Raw genomic sequence first — 15,624 nt, forward strand, 5'->3', positions numbered from 1 at the left:
TGCCCGGGTTCGGACAAGATGCGAATATGCCCCTTCGTCTGTTTGACATAGCCATACACCATGGAAAGCCCTAGGCCTGTTCCCTGCCCGATAGGTTTAGTCGTAAAAAATGGCTCGAATACTTTATCGATAATATCGGCAGGTATTCCTACCCCGGTGTCAGTCACGCAGAGAACTATATATTCGCCCTCTTTTAGGTCACCTGTTTCCTGAGTAAGACTATTGAGCTGTAACCGTGACGTAATAATGGTAATAGAGCCGCCGCTTGGCATGGCATCTCGTGCATTGATAACCAGATTGATCAGGACATTCTCAAGCTGATTACGATCCGTCCATACAAGGCATAAGCCTGTCTCTAATGTTGTAAGCAAGGCAATAGAAGGCCCTGCCGCCTGATGCAGCAGATCCTCAAGCGAGGCAACTAATTGATTAAGATCCACCGCTTTGAGATCAAGCGTTTGTTGCCTGGAAAAGATTAACAGTCGCTGGGTCAGTGCGGCGGCGCGCTGCGCTGATGTAGTCGCAGCTCCCATATAGCGCTCAAGCCTACTGGTACGCCCTGCCTCAAGGTGCTTTTGCATCAGGTCCAGGCTACCAATCACACCGGTCAGAAGATTATTGAAGTCATGAGCAATGCCTCCGGTAAGTTTCCCCACAGCCTCCATTTTCTGAGCCTGATGTAACTGTTCGGCAAGCTGCCGCTGTTCGGTAATGTCCCGCCCTACTGTATAGACGAAGCCTTGCTCAGGCACCGACGTCCAAGAGGTGAGCCGGTAGGAGCCATTCTTATGGCGAAGGCGCATCTCAAAACCTGTCTGATGCTGGTCCTTTTCCAGGTTGGCCATTTTAAGTGTTGTCTTGGCTATATCGTCCGGATGCAGGAGGGTCAAATAGTTGGTACCTACGAACTCCTCTTCCGTCCAGCCCAAGATACGAGTACACGCCTCGTTAACAGCAACAAGCCCACCGTCAAGACGTATTACGGCCATCATGTCATTGGAAAGATGCCACATACGGTCACGCTCACGGGTGCGGTTGGCCACTTGCCACTCAAGTTCTTCTTGTGAGCGTGTCAGAATTTCACGAGCTTCAACAATAGTCTGAATGTCAGTCAGGCTGACAAACCAGCGTGTTATTTCCCCATTGTTATATAGAGCCTGTGCTCTGGACAAAAACCAATGATATTGACCTGAACGATGCTTTAAGCGGAACTCACATCGAATAGCTGCCCCTGTAGCCAGGCTGTGCTGCCATATTTTCCAAATACGACCTTTGTCATCCGGGTGAAGTAGATCTAACCAGCGGTGACCTTGTGCTTGATCACTTGTCATGCCCGTGTAGTCATACCATCGCTCATTAAAATAATCAGCGTAACCGTCAGGTCTTGCTCCCCAGATAATGTGTTCAATCGAATTTGTTATAGCCTTAAGCCTGGCCTCGCTCTCAGCAAGTGCCTCCTCAGTAAGTTTGCGCTGAGTAATATCCATAAACAGCACAGCCAGGCAGTCCTCAGCAACTCTTTGCGCTCTGGCTTCAAACCAACGCTGACCTAACGCGGCAATTCTTATTTCGAAAGGCGAAAGCCTGGTCTTTTCAAGTAAGTCGATATGCGCCTGGATCAACTCCTCATAAGCCCCGGGAATGATTTCACGTATGGTATGTCCTATCACTTCAGTGGTTATGGGAAGGCCAGTGTTCTGCCAGAAGGCTGGGTTAGCCTGCAGGTAGCGGAAGTCATGAATTTGCCCAGACTCATCTCGTACGGCTTCAACCTGATAGAAACCCTCCTGCATACCGTCAACCAAGTCGCGGGAGCGCACCTGGAGTTTTCGGGCGGCCACTGCAGCCTGTTTAAGTTCAGTGATGTCATAGCAGACGCCTACATAACAGGTACGCGAGGCCTGATCTTGAACAAAAGCTCCACGCCAGGCTAACCAGCGCTCCTGATCGTTATCTGCACAAGCGATACGTGACTCAAGGTACATACGCGTATGATTGGCAAGCGCTCTTACAGCAGTAACAAAACGCTCTTTGTCCTCAGGATGTATAAGCTCTTCAAGCCTAGCGATGGAAAATGACGCTTGAACAGGCAGCCTCCATAGCCGACAAAACTCTGCGGAAACCTCAAATTGATCTAGAGCAGGAAGCCATTCAAATGTACCAATGTTTCCGGCCTGCTGAGCTAAACGAAGGCGCTCCCCGGCTAGCCACTCGTCCGTACGATCTCTAATGATTCTAGAATAGCCAAGAAGCGCCTCTCCTTTATGCAGTGCCGTTAATTCACTACCAGCCCAGAAAAAACTACCATCCCGCTTAAGTTGCCAACCTTTACTCTCATGACGCCCTTGGGCAGACCAGTTATCTGAAGTGAAATAAAGACTGTAATGCGTTCCCATTGCTTCTTCTGCACTCCAGCCAAGCAAGCTTTCTGCTGCCGGATTCCAGACTACGATTACACCTGAAGGGTTTGTCACAATCACGCCGTAATCAGTAGAGCTGTTAACAACAAGCTCTATAAGTACCTGCGTTGATGGATTCTCAATACCTTCAGGTTCAGGGTCTGGCATGGGCGGATATCCAACAGTTATAGGTGTTATTTGTATACTAGCTGGCACTATGCCTTCTTTTATCAGCATAGAGCAGAATCTGATGGGTCGCACCGTTATCAATAAGGAGCCAGGCCGTTTAAGTGGTAACTACATATTTATCTATACGCCTTGTCCTATGATGCTATAAAGCTATTATCGAGACGCCTAACGTAGCATTGCCTAAGAATAAAAACGTATGAGCAGAGACCTGTATTTTCCAACTAAAGCTGCCAAGCAATCCTGGTATCACTTGATGCTTGCTATTGAGCAGTCCTCTTCGGCTGAAGTCGTCGAGCTTCATGTAAGCCGGGCTGGGGTCTATGCCAGGGCTCTACTTGATGTTGATCTACTGGATCATGATGAGTACATCTCTTATAGCTCAGCTATAAAAAGAGCCAGGGCCAGAGCACTTCAAATACTGACCACACACGTTGCTGGAGAGGAAAATAAAAAGGATTTCTTGCCTGATAATGAGGCAAACAGGAGTTCGACGGCCTGATTCCAGCGCTCAAGATTCGCAAGATCGATGTGATCCTGTCTTCGCTGTCCGTTACTGATGAGCGCAAGCGCTCGGTAGACTTTACCAACCGGTACTACCGCATCCTGGCGCGGCTGGTTATGAAGCGTGACGTTTCCTACAGCGGCCCGGAAAGCCTCAAGGGGAAGCGCGTTGGGGTACAGCGAGCCACTAATTTTGAACATTATGTCACCGCCAACTTCGAGCCGGCCGGCGCAACTATTATTCGCTATGCCTCACAGAGCGCAGCCTTTCTAGATCTTGTGTCTGGCCGTCTGGATGCCCCGATGGCAAGCTCGGTCACGCTTGATGAGGGCTTTCTTAAGACTGAGCAGGGTAAGGGCTTTGCCTTGGTTGGTTTAACGTTCACACAAGAGCAATACTTCGGCACAGGTGTAGCAATCGCCGTACGCAACGGTGATGACAGGCATCTGGACATGCTCAACAATGCCATTGCCGCATTACGGGCAGATGGCCGTTACGATGCTATCCAAAAGAAATACTTTGACTTTAATATCTACGGCGACTGACGCACCCTGCCGCAAGTCTCCAGATGTTACCGGACTGCTCCTTGAGCAGCCCGGTAACAAAGGGCCAAGCATCCTATACCCAGACTTCCTACCCTCCTACCCTAGGTCTTATTTCAACTGCTCTTTGGCCGTTAGGACCTCTACAGCGCTATGCGGGCAGCCATTCTCACCAGACTAAGGTCCGTACCTGCCTTTGCCATGAGCGAGATACCCAAGGGAGCCCCATCCTTTGTAGCCAGCGGCAGGGTAACCTGAGGCGTGCTACACAACACGGCGATTGACAGTAATCGATGCGACAGTTGGCGTGTGGCTTCTATTTCCTGCTCATGGGCCGTTAGCAGAGGAGCGATGTCCGGAACCGTAGGCAGCACCAGTATTCGATTACCAAGCAAGGTGCTTACTGCCTGGCGAAAATGTTCTCGGAAGATTCTGGCTTCGCTTACCTGGCTATCGGTCACCCCGCATGACCATTGAAAGCGCTCGGCAACGTCCGGCCCAAAGACGGGCGAATAGCGCTGGATAAACCCACCCTGGGCTTCCCAGGCCTCGCGGCCCTGAATATAGCGAAAGGGCCAGTAGGCATCCTCAAGCGATGGAAACGACTGTCCGAGGGGGATAAGGGCGCCATAGACTGAACTGATCTGCTCGAGCGCAGGTGCCAGCGCATCACGAGCTGCAACGGGCAGCAAATCGAACAGCTCCTGCGCAATCACCAGTTCCGGGTCCTCAAGCGGTTGCGGTTCCTCACCCAGCAAACACCTGCCCACCGCCTCGAATACCCTGGCATCACGCGCGAAGTAACCGCAGGTATCCAGGCTTTCACACAGTGGCTGGCATCGCTCCAGCGAGACCCGCCCGTGCGTGGGGCGAATACCAAAAAGCCCGCAATAGCTGGCCGGCGTACGGACCGAGCCGCCCGTATCGGTACCTAACGCAAAATCGCATAAACCGCTCGAAACCGCTGATGCCGATCCACTGGAGGAGCCTCCGGGAATGCGATCGGGTGCAGCGCCATTTAACGGCGTGCCGAAATGAGCATTCTTGCCACTCATGGAAAAGGCCATTTCGTTGGTATGGGCCTTGCCAATAAAGCGGGCACCCGCATCCAGCAACCGCTGCACCGTTGGTGCGGTGTGGGTCTTGATTCCAGACATGGCCAGGATAAGGGGATTGCCGCCGCCGGTGGGGTAGCCTGCAACATCAAACAGGTCCTTTACCGCAAACGTCAGACCGTCAAGCGGGCCACTTTCGGCATAGGCGACATCCACCCAGGGGTAGGGCATCAGGGCGTTGGGAGAGGAAGACGACATAATGAAAGCTCCTTAGGCGGACTCGGGAAAGCGATGGCAACTGACGTAATGTTCTGGAGAAACCGCAACCCGCCCAGGAAAACTTTTTTTACAGGCCTCGCTGGCATATTTGCATCGTGCGGCAAAGGCGCATCCTTCAGGCAGGCGGCTCAGGTCGGGGGGCGACCCGGGAATGGTTTCCAACCGGCTGCCCTTGCTCAAGCCGCCCTCCGGACGGCTACTGAGCAGTGCGACGGTGTAGGGATGGCAGGGGTTAGCTAGTAGTGTTGCAAGGGGTGCCTCTTCAACGATACGGCCTCCATACATCACGGCCACACGGTCCGCGATCTCCACAGCCGCACCAATATCATGAGTGACGAAAATGATGGATAACCCCATTTCACGTTGCAGCTCACGCAGCAGGAGAAGGATCTGAATCTGCACGGTGGCATCCAGGGCCGTAGTGGGCTCGTCCGCCAGAAGCAGGCGTGGTTTGCACGCCAGGGCCAGTGCAATCATCGCGCGCTGGCGCATGCCTCCTGACATCTCGTGAGGGTAGGCCTCCAGACGTTGTTCTGGGCTAGGAATGCGGACACTGCGCAAGGCCTCTAGCGCAACTGCACGAGCGTCCTTGCGGGATAGCCTGCAATGCCGGCGAACGCTTTCGATAATCTGCTCACCTACCGTATAAACAGGATCAAAGGCCAGCAGCGGTTCCTGAAAGATCATCGACGTAACGGATCCCCTAAACGCACTCAAGGTGCTAGAGGACATGGTCATGACATCGGCACCGTCAATCTCGATACGCCCCTTGATGGCTGTAGTTTTTTCAGGGTGCAGGCGCATCAGCGAGCGCAATGTGACACTCTTGCCCGAGCCGGACTCACCAATCAACGCCACCGATTCGCCCCTGGCAACTGTCAGGCTGACGCCATTTACCGCAGAAATAATTTTACTGGCGCTATGAAAATGTACAGAGAGGTCCCTGACAGACACTATCGGTTGTGGTACATGAAGATTCATGGGGTATGCCTCATGGACTGGTCGCCACGTGGGCTACGGGAATGGCCGCTACTGGGAATACTCATCAGGCAAGCGGCTTCATGATGCTCACCGGTCGGAAACAGCAATGGCTTACTGATCCGGCAGGCCGCCTCGGCATGGGGGCACCGAGTGTGAAACCGGCAGCCAGACGGGGGATCAATCGGACTTGGCGGGTCTCCTGTCAGCGGCGATGCCAGCGTGCGCTGCGCTGGATCCATCGAAGGCATTGAGCTCAGCAGGGCGCGGGTATAGGGGTGCGCCGCGCGGGTAAATAAGGCTTCTGCCGGCCCAATCTCTACCACTTCGCCCAGATACATTACCAGTATGCGATCTGACATGTAGCGCACGACGTGCAGATCATGGCTGATGAACACATAGGTCAGGTCCAGGCTTTTCTTGAGGTCCAGCAGCAGATTCAGCACCTGAGCCTCGACTGATTTATCAAGTGCCGATACCGCCTCGTCAAGAACAACCAGCCTTGGCTCCAGCGCCAGGGCACGGGCAATGTTGACTCGCTGGCGTTGCCCCCCGGAGAGCTCGTGCGGATAACGCCCAGCAAAACGGACTGGTTCAAGGCCGACCTTGGCCAGCAACTCCCTTGCGCGTGCCAGCGCTACAGCAGGGGACAGGCCGTGCACCCTGGGACCAAAGGCTATTGACTGTTCAATGGTAAGCCTGGGGTTTAGGGAGGAATAGCTGTCCTGGAAAACCATTTGTACCTGGCGGCGAAAATCCCGCAGAGGCAGCTGATGCGAGTTGACTTCAGCCGCGTCGAAAATCAGTTCGCCTCGGTCCTGGGTAATCAACTGCATCAACACGCGGGCTGTAGTGGACTTGCCACACCCAGACTCACCTACGACGCCTAGTGTTTCGCCTTTCTGGACGGTAAAGGAGATGTTATCAACCGCGCGCACAACGGCCTTCTTGCCAAGCGGCCCCTTGACGGGAAAGTGCTTGACCAGCGAGCTAACCTTGAGCAGCGGTTGTGCAGGCCCGCCCAGATCAGGTGTCACGAGTGCATTCATGGTCAGCTCCTGATGGCCATGGCGGCCCGCAGGCGGTCGGCCAGGATATTGAAGGAAATGGACGTCATAAAGATCATCAGTCCCGGCAGGGCAGCCACCCAGGGCTGCGTGTAGATGGCGGTTCGCAAGGTGTTGAGCATGAGCCCCCACTCGGGCTCTGGTGGGCGAACACCCAGACCCAGAAACGACAGACCTGAGGCCAGAATCATGCAGACCGAAATCAGGCCTGTGGCAAACACGAAGATCGGTCCTAGCACGTTACCCAGCACTTGGGTACGAATGATGGTAAAAGCGCTCGCACCAGACGCCCGTGCGGCTTCGATGTAATCGCGACTGCGTACCTGGGTGGTGACACTTTCGGCGACGCGGGCAATCTGGGGGACGAAAACCAGTGTGAGGGACAGCAGGGCGTTGTCGATTCCTGCCCCCAGGGCGCCTGACAGCGCGATGGCTAAAAGCACAGACGGAAAGGCATAAAATATGTCCACTGTTCGCATGATCAGGGCATTGGCTAGCCCTCCCGCATAGCCAGCAAAAATGCCCACTGCGCTGCCGATAAAAAACGCCAGGATTACCGGTGTAATGCCCATGAATAAGGACAGGCGTGCCCCTAGCATCAGCCGGGAGAGCATGTCTCGCCCCAGCTCGTCGCTTCCCAGCGGAAAGCCCTCGGTGCCGATGGGCCTTAGTCGTTTGAACATCGAGGTGCCGTAAGGGTCACCAAGGGTCAGGTACTGGCCCAGCAAGGCAAGCAGTACCAGCGCGAGGATGATGCCTCCCACAAGCAAGGCAACCTTGTCACGGGCCAGGCGACGTCCAACGGATGTCCAGTAGCCCGGTGACGTTTCTATAGGCACCATCTGGGCAGGAGAGGGGATGTTAGTCAGGCTCATGTTCATTGCATCATGCCCTCTTGATACGGGGGTCGAGTAACGTCTGCAGGATGTCCACCAGCAGATTGAGCACGACGAAAAACAATGCCAGCACCCAGATGGTGCCCTGCAACAGCGGCAGGTCGCGCTGGAAGATGGCTGAGTTCAATAGCAGGCCTGTGCCAGGCCAGGCGAAAACAGTTTCTACCAGAATCGAGCCTCCCATGAGATAGCCCAGCTGCAGCCCCATGACAGCCAGCGCGGTCGGCGCAGCATTCTTGACCACGTGGCGGAAAATGCCGGACTCGCCCAGGCCCTTGGCACGAAGGCCAACAATAAATTCCTGGGCCAGCGTTTCGGCTACCAGGGCCCGAACCGTTCTGGCGATGATACCGGTCGGTATCACCGAGAGGGTTATGGCCGGCAGGATCATGAACTGGACATGTGCCCAGTCCCACGCCCAGCCGCTGGCACCTACCGGGCCACCGCCGGTGGCCGGCAAAAGGTAGAGCTGAGTGGAAAAGACAATCACCAGCAGCATGCCAAGCCAGTAGTGCGGTACGCTGACGCCAAAGACCGAGAATACCGAGGCGAGCCTGTCAAGCCAGGTGTCCTGGAAGTAACCGGCAACAAAACCAAACAGGCATCCAAAGAAGAAGCCAATAAGCGTGGCCAGAAAGGCCAGCCGCAGCGAATTGATCGCAGCTGTCATCACCTCGGAGAATACTGGCCGGCTGGTGGCTATCGAAGTGCCCAGGTCCCCCTGCACGGCATGCCATAGCCATTTCATAAACTGTGCCGGGAGCGGCTGATCAAAGCCGTAGGCTGTAATCATCTGCGCACGAAGTTCCTGTGAAGCATCAGGGGGCAGGACCGAGACCAGTGGGTCACCAGGAGCAATCTGGACCAGCATAAAGCAGACCAGTGCGACGCCTAGCATGATGGGAATGGCCAGCAACAGCCGGCGGAGGATATAGGCACCCATACGGCGTTACTCCATGGACATAGTGGCAAGATCGATAAACCAGCTTTGCGGCTGAACGACCCCCTTGATCCTGGGTGACATTGCCCGCGGCCCTACATCGTGTGCCACCCAAAGGAAGGGCGCTGCATCTACCAGGGCTGCGTGCAACTGCGCAGCGGCAGCGTCCATCTCGTTGGGGTCGAAGGCGTTACGCGCCTTGGTAATCAGCGCGTCCATTTTCGGATCGCTGAAATAGCCCCAGTTATTGGATACCGGAGGAAACGCCTTGGAGCTGGCAAAGCGCACCATGCCAAAGTAGGGATCCATTACTGCAGCGCTAACGTTGATGGCATTCGCGCCGTTAGCCGCCGGGTCCTTCGCCCCGAGACGCCAGTTGGTAAAGAGCGTATTCCACTCGGTCACGTCCAGCTCGACATCGAAATAGCACTGCTTGAGGCTCTGCTGGATATACTCATTCATCGGCAGCGGCTGCATCTGTCCCGAGCCAGACGCTGAGGTTTGCACCTTGACCTTGACCGGCGTGGCCTCGCTGTAGCCGGCCCTGGTCATGAGCGCCCGAGCCTGGTCAGGATCATAACTGATCTTGAATTCAGGATTGCCTCGCCAGGGCGAGCCTTGCTCATAGGTGCCGGTTGCCTCTTCCATATAGCCGCCCAGGTACTCCTTGAGCTCGGCACGGTTAAGGCAAAGATTAGCCGCATGACGTACATCCTTGTTTAGCCAGGGCGAGCCCTCGACAAAGGAGAATTGCCATGGCCAGAGGTGCGGCTGTGCGTTGGCGTAAAGCTTGAAACCGCGGCTCTTGATCTGGTCAATGGCATCGGGCGCAGGGGCTTCTATCCAGTCCACCTGCCCGGAGAGCAGGGCGGCGGTCCGTGCATTGGCTTCTGGCAGTGGCAAGAGCACCACGTGGTCGATCTTTGGGACGCGGCTGGGGTTCCAGTAATCAGGGTTTCTGGCAAGCGTCAGTTGCTGGCGCGGGACAAGCTTTTCTACCTTGAACGGGCCACTGCCAACCGCATGCGAGGCAAAATTCGACCAGGCCTGTTTGCTACGTTCAGCGGCGTCTGTTACCGAAGCGGGTACGGCATCAAAGTCATTTTGCCAGGCCGTTGGCGAGACAATAAATAAATTCGTCAGGTTATAGGGCAGAAACGCATCGGGCTCGGATGTAGTCAGCACAACCGTATGATCATCTATCTTTTCGGCCGATCTTAGGGTGGGCATGCGTGACACCGTGTTGCCTACCTGTGCCGGGGCGTACTGCCTGGCATTCTTGTCCAGCACCTTTTGGACGTTCCAGACAATGGCGTCGGCGTTTACGGATGTACCGTCATGAAACTTTACTCCCTCACGTAACGTAAACGTCCATTTAGTACGATCATCCGGGCTGACTGCCCACCGGGTGGCAAGGCCCGGCATCAGTGCAGCTGGCTTTTCGCCCTGCGAAAGGTCCCATTCGATCAGCGCATCATAGATAGGAATTCCTGTAAAACGGTTGCCCTCGTAGCCCTGGTCGGGCTGGCCGAAGGTCAGGGGGATATCGCCTGCCGTCATGCCGATACGAAGGGTAGTGTCCGCAGCCACTGCGCCGCTGAAGAGAGCAATTGTCGCGGTGAGGGCAAACGAGGTTTTCATACGACCCGTAAAACCTAAGAAGGCTGAACACATGAGATCGAATCCTTGCTGCTAAGGTTGGGGCAGTTCATCCCGCACAGCGGGCAAGAGGGCCATGATCATGGGCCTGTCACGCTGCCGGGTTAGCCCGGCTTATAGGAGGCAGTGCACGGTAGGAAGGAAGTCCGACCTGGCGAGTAAGCGCTACTGGGATGGCACGACGGGGGACAGATACGTAGGCTGGGCGCAACTGGCCATTTCCAGCATCGCGCTCAGCAGCACGTTGCAGCCCGCGGCCAAGTGTTCGGGCTGGGCATTTTCAATCTCGTTGTGACTGATTCCGTTTTCACAGGGCACAAAGATCATGGCGGCAGGGCCTAGCGCGGCTACGAATATGGCGTCGTGGCCCGCTCCACTGACGATATCTTGATGGCTGTATCCATAGTGCTGCGCTCCTCTGCGAACAGCATTTACACAACTGGCTTCAAAATGCAGAGGGGGGAAATCCGCTGTTGGCGTTAGGGTATAGCTCAGCCCATGGCGCTGGCAGGCGGCCTTTATCGCCTCGGTCGTCTCGGCCACCATGGCGTCGAGATGAGCGCTATCCAGATGGCGAAAATCCATCGTCATGTGAACCTGCCCAGGAATGACATTACGCGACGCAGGGTAAACCTCCAGGCATCCGACGGTACCGCACGCATGGGGGAGATGCTGGTGTGCGACACGGTTAACCGCTTGCACGACAGCAGCTGCTCCAACAAGCGCGTCCTTACGTAGATGCATGGGCGTAGGACCTGCGTGGGACTCGACACCGGTGAGGGTAAGGTCAAACCATTTTTGCCCCAGGCAGCCTGTTACGACGCCAATGGTCTTGCCCTGGTCTTCCAGGATCGGACCCTGTTCAATATGCGCTTCAAAATAGGCGCCTACCGGATGACCTGTAGGGGTCCGTGGGCCGGCGTAGCCAATGGCTTCCAGTGCTTGTTTGACGCTGATGCCACTGGCGTCGCGCTGGGTATAGATCTCTTCTAGGGACAACTTTCCAGCAAACACCCCAGACCCCATCATGCAGGGGGGAAAGCGTGATCCTTCCTCGTTGGTCCAGACAACGACCTCAAGTGGCGCCTCGGTTTCGATACCGTGGTCATTGAGCGTACGAATGACCTCCAGGCCCGCCAAAACGCCAAAGCAGCCATCGAACTTGCCTCCTGTGGGCTGGGTATCGATATGGCTACCCGTCATGACCGGAGCAAGACCTGGATTACGGCCTGGTCGCCGGGCGAAAAGATTACCCATGGCGTCGCACGTGACGACGCATCCGGCTGCTTTGCACCATTGGATGAACAGGTCACGGGCCTGGCGATCAAGGTCAGTCAGTGCCAGTCGACACACGCCACCTCTAGGCGTGGCGCCTATCTGGGCAAGTTCCATCAGCGAGAGCCACAGGCGCTCGCCATCGATCTGGGGCAACAAGGGTTCGTGCGCACGTGATGCAAGAGACATGAGCGTCCTCTCTGGTTGAGTATTCATGTTCCGGCAGTCGAAAAAGGATCAACACATCGTTGCGCTCTAGGGCGCCTTAGACAATCTGACCTACCCGTGCAAAGTCCAGAAGAACATGGCGAGCCATCTCGCCCTCCAGCGCCGTCATGTGATGCTCGGCATCACACATGTGCTCGTGCATCAGCTGGCGAACAGCCGCCTCATCCTTGGCCCTCCAGGCCCGAAGGAGCGCCTGGTGATAATTTACATTTGATTCCCCAAACGCATCACGACTAGGCAGGTAGGCTTTTTTCAAGACCACCAGATCACGAAGCATGTCGTTCATAAAGCGTGACATAAAGCCCAGCAGAGGGTTGGCGCACCGCTCAGCCAACAGGTTATGGAACTCAATCTCTGCAATTCGCTGAGCACGTTGTTGAGCCTCGCTTGTAAGCGGCAGGCTACAAAATTCGATGTTTCGCTCCAGCTCGTTGAAGTCCTCCTCGCTTAGCCGACCTATAACCGCCACGGCAATCTCGACCTCTATGATCTTGCGCAACTGGTAGACCTGCGCACCGTCAACATGATTGAAGTGAAGGTAATTACGAAGCGCTCGACTGGCCGGCTCCATATCCACTTCACAGAGGTAGGCGCCACCACCTGGGCCTGTTCGCATGATGATAAGACCTTCTACCTCCAATGCCTTTAGCGCCTCTCTAACCGTTCCCTTGGCACAACCAAAACGTTCCATTAACTCCTTTTCCTGAGGTAAGCGATCACCAGGCTTGAGCTGCTCCATAACAATAGAGCGCTTTACGTCTTCGACAATAAGATCAGATAGCTTTTGTCTTCTACGAACTGGCGGCTTCATGATTTATCATATTTATACATATAAATTGACATTAGAAGGCGTTAAGGCTGGAGTCAATTCATCTGTATTGGCTACGTCGTTTCTACATTAGCAGTGTCGTTTTCAGAGCCTAGGCTTTAAAGGTTCATCCCATCTTTATGGGGCCTGCCAATACCAAATGGTCCTCTGGGTAAGGACACTTCAGTTTTCGCCTGTATAGAGTTTGCTTAGGCGCCTGGCACACTAGCTTTCTGCTTCGAGCACATACAAGCGGCGATAGAACTGGCTTCGATTTACACTGTTGAGCTTACAAGCCTCCGCAGCGGCTATGCCTTTGATCAGAAAATCTTCCAGAGCCCGGATGATGCGATCCCTCCGTATGAATGCTCCCTCCAACAGCAGGTCGAAATGCTCATGCTCAACTGATCCGGGCTTTAAAAAAACAACGTACGCATACGCATGAGGTTTGCCTTGTTTTCTCCATATCGTGTTTTCTCATAAGTAGCTAATGCCTGATCAAGGTGTTCTGGTACCTAGTGTTGCGGGCTGTTTTAATAAATCAATTCTACATTGCCTTTTCAAGCTTAAGTTACCTTAAATGATAACAGTTATTAAGCATGATCTAAGTTTATGCTTGGCTGATTTACTTGGCTGGTTTAGAAGTGCAGCCCAGTCACGATGGCTTGAGTATCAGGTATAACTTACAAGTAAATCTGAATTTTTAGAGTCTCTCTACCTGACGTGGTTGGCTGTTACTGGTCATTGCGGCTATTGGACGTACTCTGTATTTGCAGGGGTAGGCACCGTTACGCCCAAAAAGCGAGATGGCATGATTGAGTCGCTGCGCGTGCTCAAGGTTTGCCGTAAAACCGCCATTTAAGTCCACCACGTGACATTGCAATACATCCAGAACACTATTGTTTGTGCGCCTGATGAGCTTCGAGAGCCACTACACAAGTTGACATGCATGCAACTAATTCGCACGCTGGGCAAGCGTTATCTAGAGTTATACGGTGAAATTGCCGAGCTGGATGTCATGATTGCAGCCCTGGTTGACGAACTCGCCCTGGGGTTGATTCCCGCAATGTAATCGGTTACGAAACGGCTGCCCAGCTTCTGCTGACATCGAGAATAACAGTGATCGCTTTCGGTCAGAGTCCAGCTTCGCAGCCCTATATGGTGTTAGCCTTGTCCAGGCTTCTTCAGGAAAGGTTAGCCGCCATCGCCTTAATCGAAAGGGTGACCGTGCCGCCAATAGTGCATTAGATATCATTGCGATTAGTCGGCTTCGGGCAAATGCTGCGAACGCAGGCTTATGCTATCAGACGCATCACTGAAGGCCAGTCAAAACTGGAGGTGATCCGGTGCCTCAAGCGCTACATTGTGCGAGAGGTATACGGCATCATCCAAAGCCGTAATCGCATCACCAACCAATCCTCAATTGCTAGTTAACACTTAGAGGGACGTCCAAGGCAGCCCATATGGGAGCTGGAGCTTCCGTTAGCGCCTGTCGCGATACCGCTTCGAGCAAAGCATGAGCCGTCCCGAAACTCCCATGACAATACTCCGATGTAGCGGCTGTTTCGCAGCCTGAAGACCGAGTGGATACTTAGTGTGGGCTACATGAATGCATCGTTGGCCCAACAAGATATCAGGCGGTGCCTGATGCAACGGTACATTTCGCATCAGTTTAACCAAGGGCTACTGCCTGCGGTGGCCGAAAAACTTAATATAGTGTCCGGGATTAGTTGACCACTACATTCACCTCGAGACAAATAGCTAGCTCAAGCGCTCCATATAAGGCGGCAGGTCTGGCTCGGGTAAAACAGACAATACTTTAAGTCGTTGTAAGGTTCGCTCGCGTGCTCGTAAGAGATGATTACGCAGGTTGAGGGCAGCTGAGTCCACTCTATCTTGAAGTAAAGCTTCAATAATAAGCCGATGTTCGAGCAACATGGTGTCATCAGCTTCTACATATAGCGTCTGGCGGAAGATACGACTGACATTCAAAGCACTTTGACTTTGCTGAATTAAGACAGCCATTTTTTGATTACGTAATCCGATCAAACAATCAACATGCAAATCGTATTCGACACGCTCTATTAGCTGACGTAGGGCAGGACCATGCTCGTTTTGTGCCTGGATAATACGCTGATGCATTATAGCCAATGTATCACGCGGTATAGCTGAAGCATTTTGTCGTAAGGCTTCAGGTTCCAGCAGCGCACGCAATTCGTAATCCTCTACGATGGCTTGGGCCGTTAGAGGCCCGGCTAACCATTGCGCGTATGGCTCCTTTTCTACCAGTCCGCGGTCACGCAAGCGCATCAACGCTTCGCGTACTACATTCCGACTTATCCCTAGATAGTCAGCGGCTTGTTGCTCATCAAGGCGATAGTGGCCAAAAAGGACAACATCGCTAACAGTTGCAGCAATTTCATCAAACACCCGTTCAGCCAAAGGACGAGTATCGATTAGTTCCTCAGTAGACTCGAGCCCAAGTACTTGCCGCGTCAAAGGCAACCGCAAAGGTATAAGCTCAATTGCTTGTGGATTAACAAGATACCCTCGACCGCTAAAACGACAAATGAGCCCTTCCTCATAAAGCAACGTTAGCGCTTGGCGTACAGGCACCCGACTTGTACCAAATAGCTGAGACAGAGGGGCCTCAACCAGAACTAATCCGGGCCTTAGGCGCCCATCTAGGATGGCCTCTCTTAAGGCGTTGCGGATCATTCCGTAGCGCGCCGCTGTACGAGCATCTTCAGAAATCTGGTTTTCTTCTACCGACATCGACATTGTTCTCAAGGCTGAACAGGAATTAT

Annotated in this window: 11 protein-coding genes and 3 pseudogenes; 3 read left to right on the forward strand and 11 right to left on the reverse strand. The window is 54.0% G+C overall.

Annotated elements, in window-relative coordinates; all coding sequences use genetic code 11:
• Positions 1-2,567, reverse strand: a 2,567-nt coding sequence (locus tag IQ22_RS21300; RefSeq protein ID WP_158635473.1) for a PAS domain-containing sensor histidine kinase, incomplete at its 3' end; no start/stop codon positions are given.
• A 513-nt stretch (positions 2,568-3,080) separates the two neighbouring features.
• On the opposite strand from IQ22_RS21300, the pseudogene IQ22_RS21305 reads away from it, so the two are divergent.
• A pseudogene (locus IQ22_RS21305) lies at positions 3,081-3,635 on the forward strand (transporter substrate-binding domain-containing protein); the annotation flags it as partial.
• Positions 3,636-3,775: 140 nt separating this feature from the next.
• Here IQ22_RS21305 and IQ22_RS21310 read toward each other — a convergent pair.
• From IQ22_RS21310 to IQ22_RS24180, 9 genes are all read right to left on the reverse strand, one after another.
• On the reverse strand, positions 3,776-4,945 hold the full coding sequence (locus IQ22_RS21310) for an amidase (protein ID WP_145145789.1): 1,170 nt from the start codon (positions 4,943-4,945) through the stop codon (positions 3,776-3,778).
• Between the two features lie 12 nt (positions 4,946-4,957).
• A complete protein-coding gene (locus IQ22_RS21315; RefSeq protein ID WP_145145791.1) occupies positions 4,958-5,947 on the reverse strand; it encodes an ABC transporter ATP-binding protein in 990 nt (329 codons plus the stop codon).
• The gene (locus tag IQ22_RS21320; protein WP_145145793.1) at positions 5,944-6,993 is read right to left on the reverse strand and encodes an ABC transporter ATP-binding protein; all 1,050 of its coding nucleotides are present in this window, start codon (positions 6,991-6,993) and stop codon (positions 5,944-5,946) included. The genes IQ22_RS21315 and IQ22_RS21320 overlap by 4 nt, the downstream gene beginning before the upstream one ends.
• Positions 6,994-6,995: 2 nt before the next feature.
• Entirely contained in the window at positions 6,996-7,886 is an 891-nt protein-coding gene (locus IQ22_RS21325) for an ABC transporter permease (RefSeq protein WP_208733682.1), read from the reverse strand.
• Between the two features lie 10 nt (positions 7,887-7,896).
• Positions 7,897-8,850: an ABC transporter permease gene (locus tag IQ22_RS21330; RefSeq protein WP_145145797.1), complete on the reverse strand. Its 954-nt coding sequence runs from the start codon at positions 8,848-8,850 to the stop codon at positions 7,897-7,899.
• Positions 8,851-8,856: 6 nt separating this feature from the next.
• On the reverse strand, positions 8,857-10,488 hold the full coding sequence (locus IQ22_RS21335) for an ABC transporter substrate-binding protein (RefSeq protein ID WP_244309356.1): 1,632 nt from the start codon (positions 10,486-10,488) through the stop codon (positions 8,857-8,859).
• A gap of 183 nt (positions 10,489-10,671) precedes the next feature.
• Positions 10,672-11,970, reverse strand: coding sequence for a Zn-dependent hydrolase (locus IQ22_RS21340; protein ID WP_244309358.1), 1,299 nt, complete (start codon positions 11,968-11,970; stop codon positions 10,672-10,674).
• Positions 11,971-12,046: 76 nt separating this feature from the next.
• Complete coding sequence (locus IQ22_RS21345) at positions 12,047-12,820, reverse strand: FadR/GntR family transcriptional regulator (protein ID WP_208733683.1); 774 nt, start codon at positions 12,818-12,820, stop codon at positions 12,047-12,049.
• 222 nt (positions 12,821-13,042) lie between these two features.
• Complete coding sequence (locus IQ22_RS24180; protein WP_145145836.1) at positions 13,043-13,285, reverse strand: PapB/FocB family fimbrial expression transcriptional regulator; 243 nt, start codon at positions 13,283-13,285, stop codon at positions 13,043-13,045.
• A 292-nt stretch (positions 13,286-13,577) separates the two neighbouring features.
• Between IQ22_RS24180 and IQ22_RS21355 the strand changes: the two are divergent.
• Together IQ22_RS21355 and IQ22_RS23700 are read left to right on the forward strand one after the other, a co-directional pair.
• Positions 13,578-14,251: pseudogene (locus IQ22_RS21355) on the forward strand (transposase); the annotation flags it as partial.
• Positions 14,252-14,267: 16 nt separating this feature from the next.
• Positions 14,268-14,551 (forward strand): annotated as a pseudogene (locus tag IQ22_RS23700) (IS3 family transposase); the annotation flags it as partial.
• Positions 14,552-14,578: 27 nt separating this feature from the next.
• Here the strand turns inward: IQ22_RS23700 and IQ22_RS21360 are convergent.
• Positions 14,579-15,592, reverse strand: coding sequence for a GntR family transcriptional regulator (locus IQ22_RS21360; RefSeq protein WP_145145806.1), 1,014 nt, complete (start codon positions 15,590-15,592; stop codon positions 14,579-14,581).
• Positions 15,593-15,624: the final 32 nt, after the last annotated feature.

This window comes from Pseudomonas duriflava, from assembly GCF_007830155.1.
GTDB lineage: Bacteria > Pseudomonadota > Gammaproteobacteria > Pseudomonadales > Pseudomonadaceae > Chryseomonas > Chryseomonas duriflava.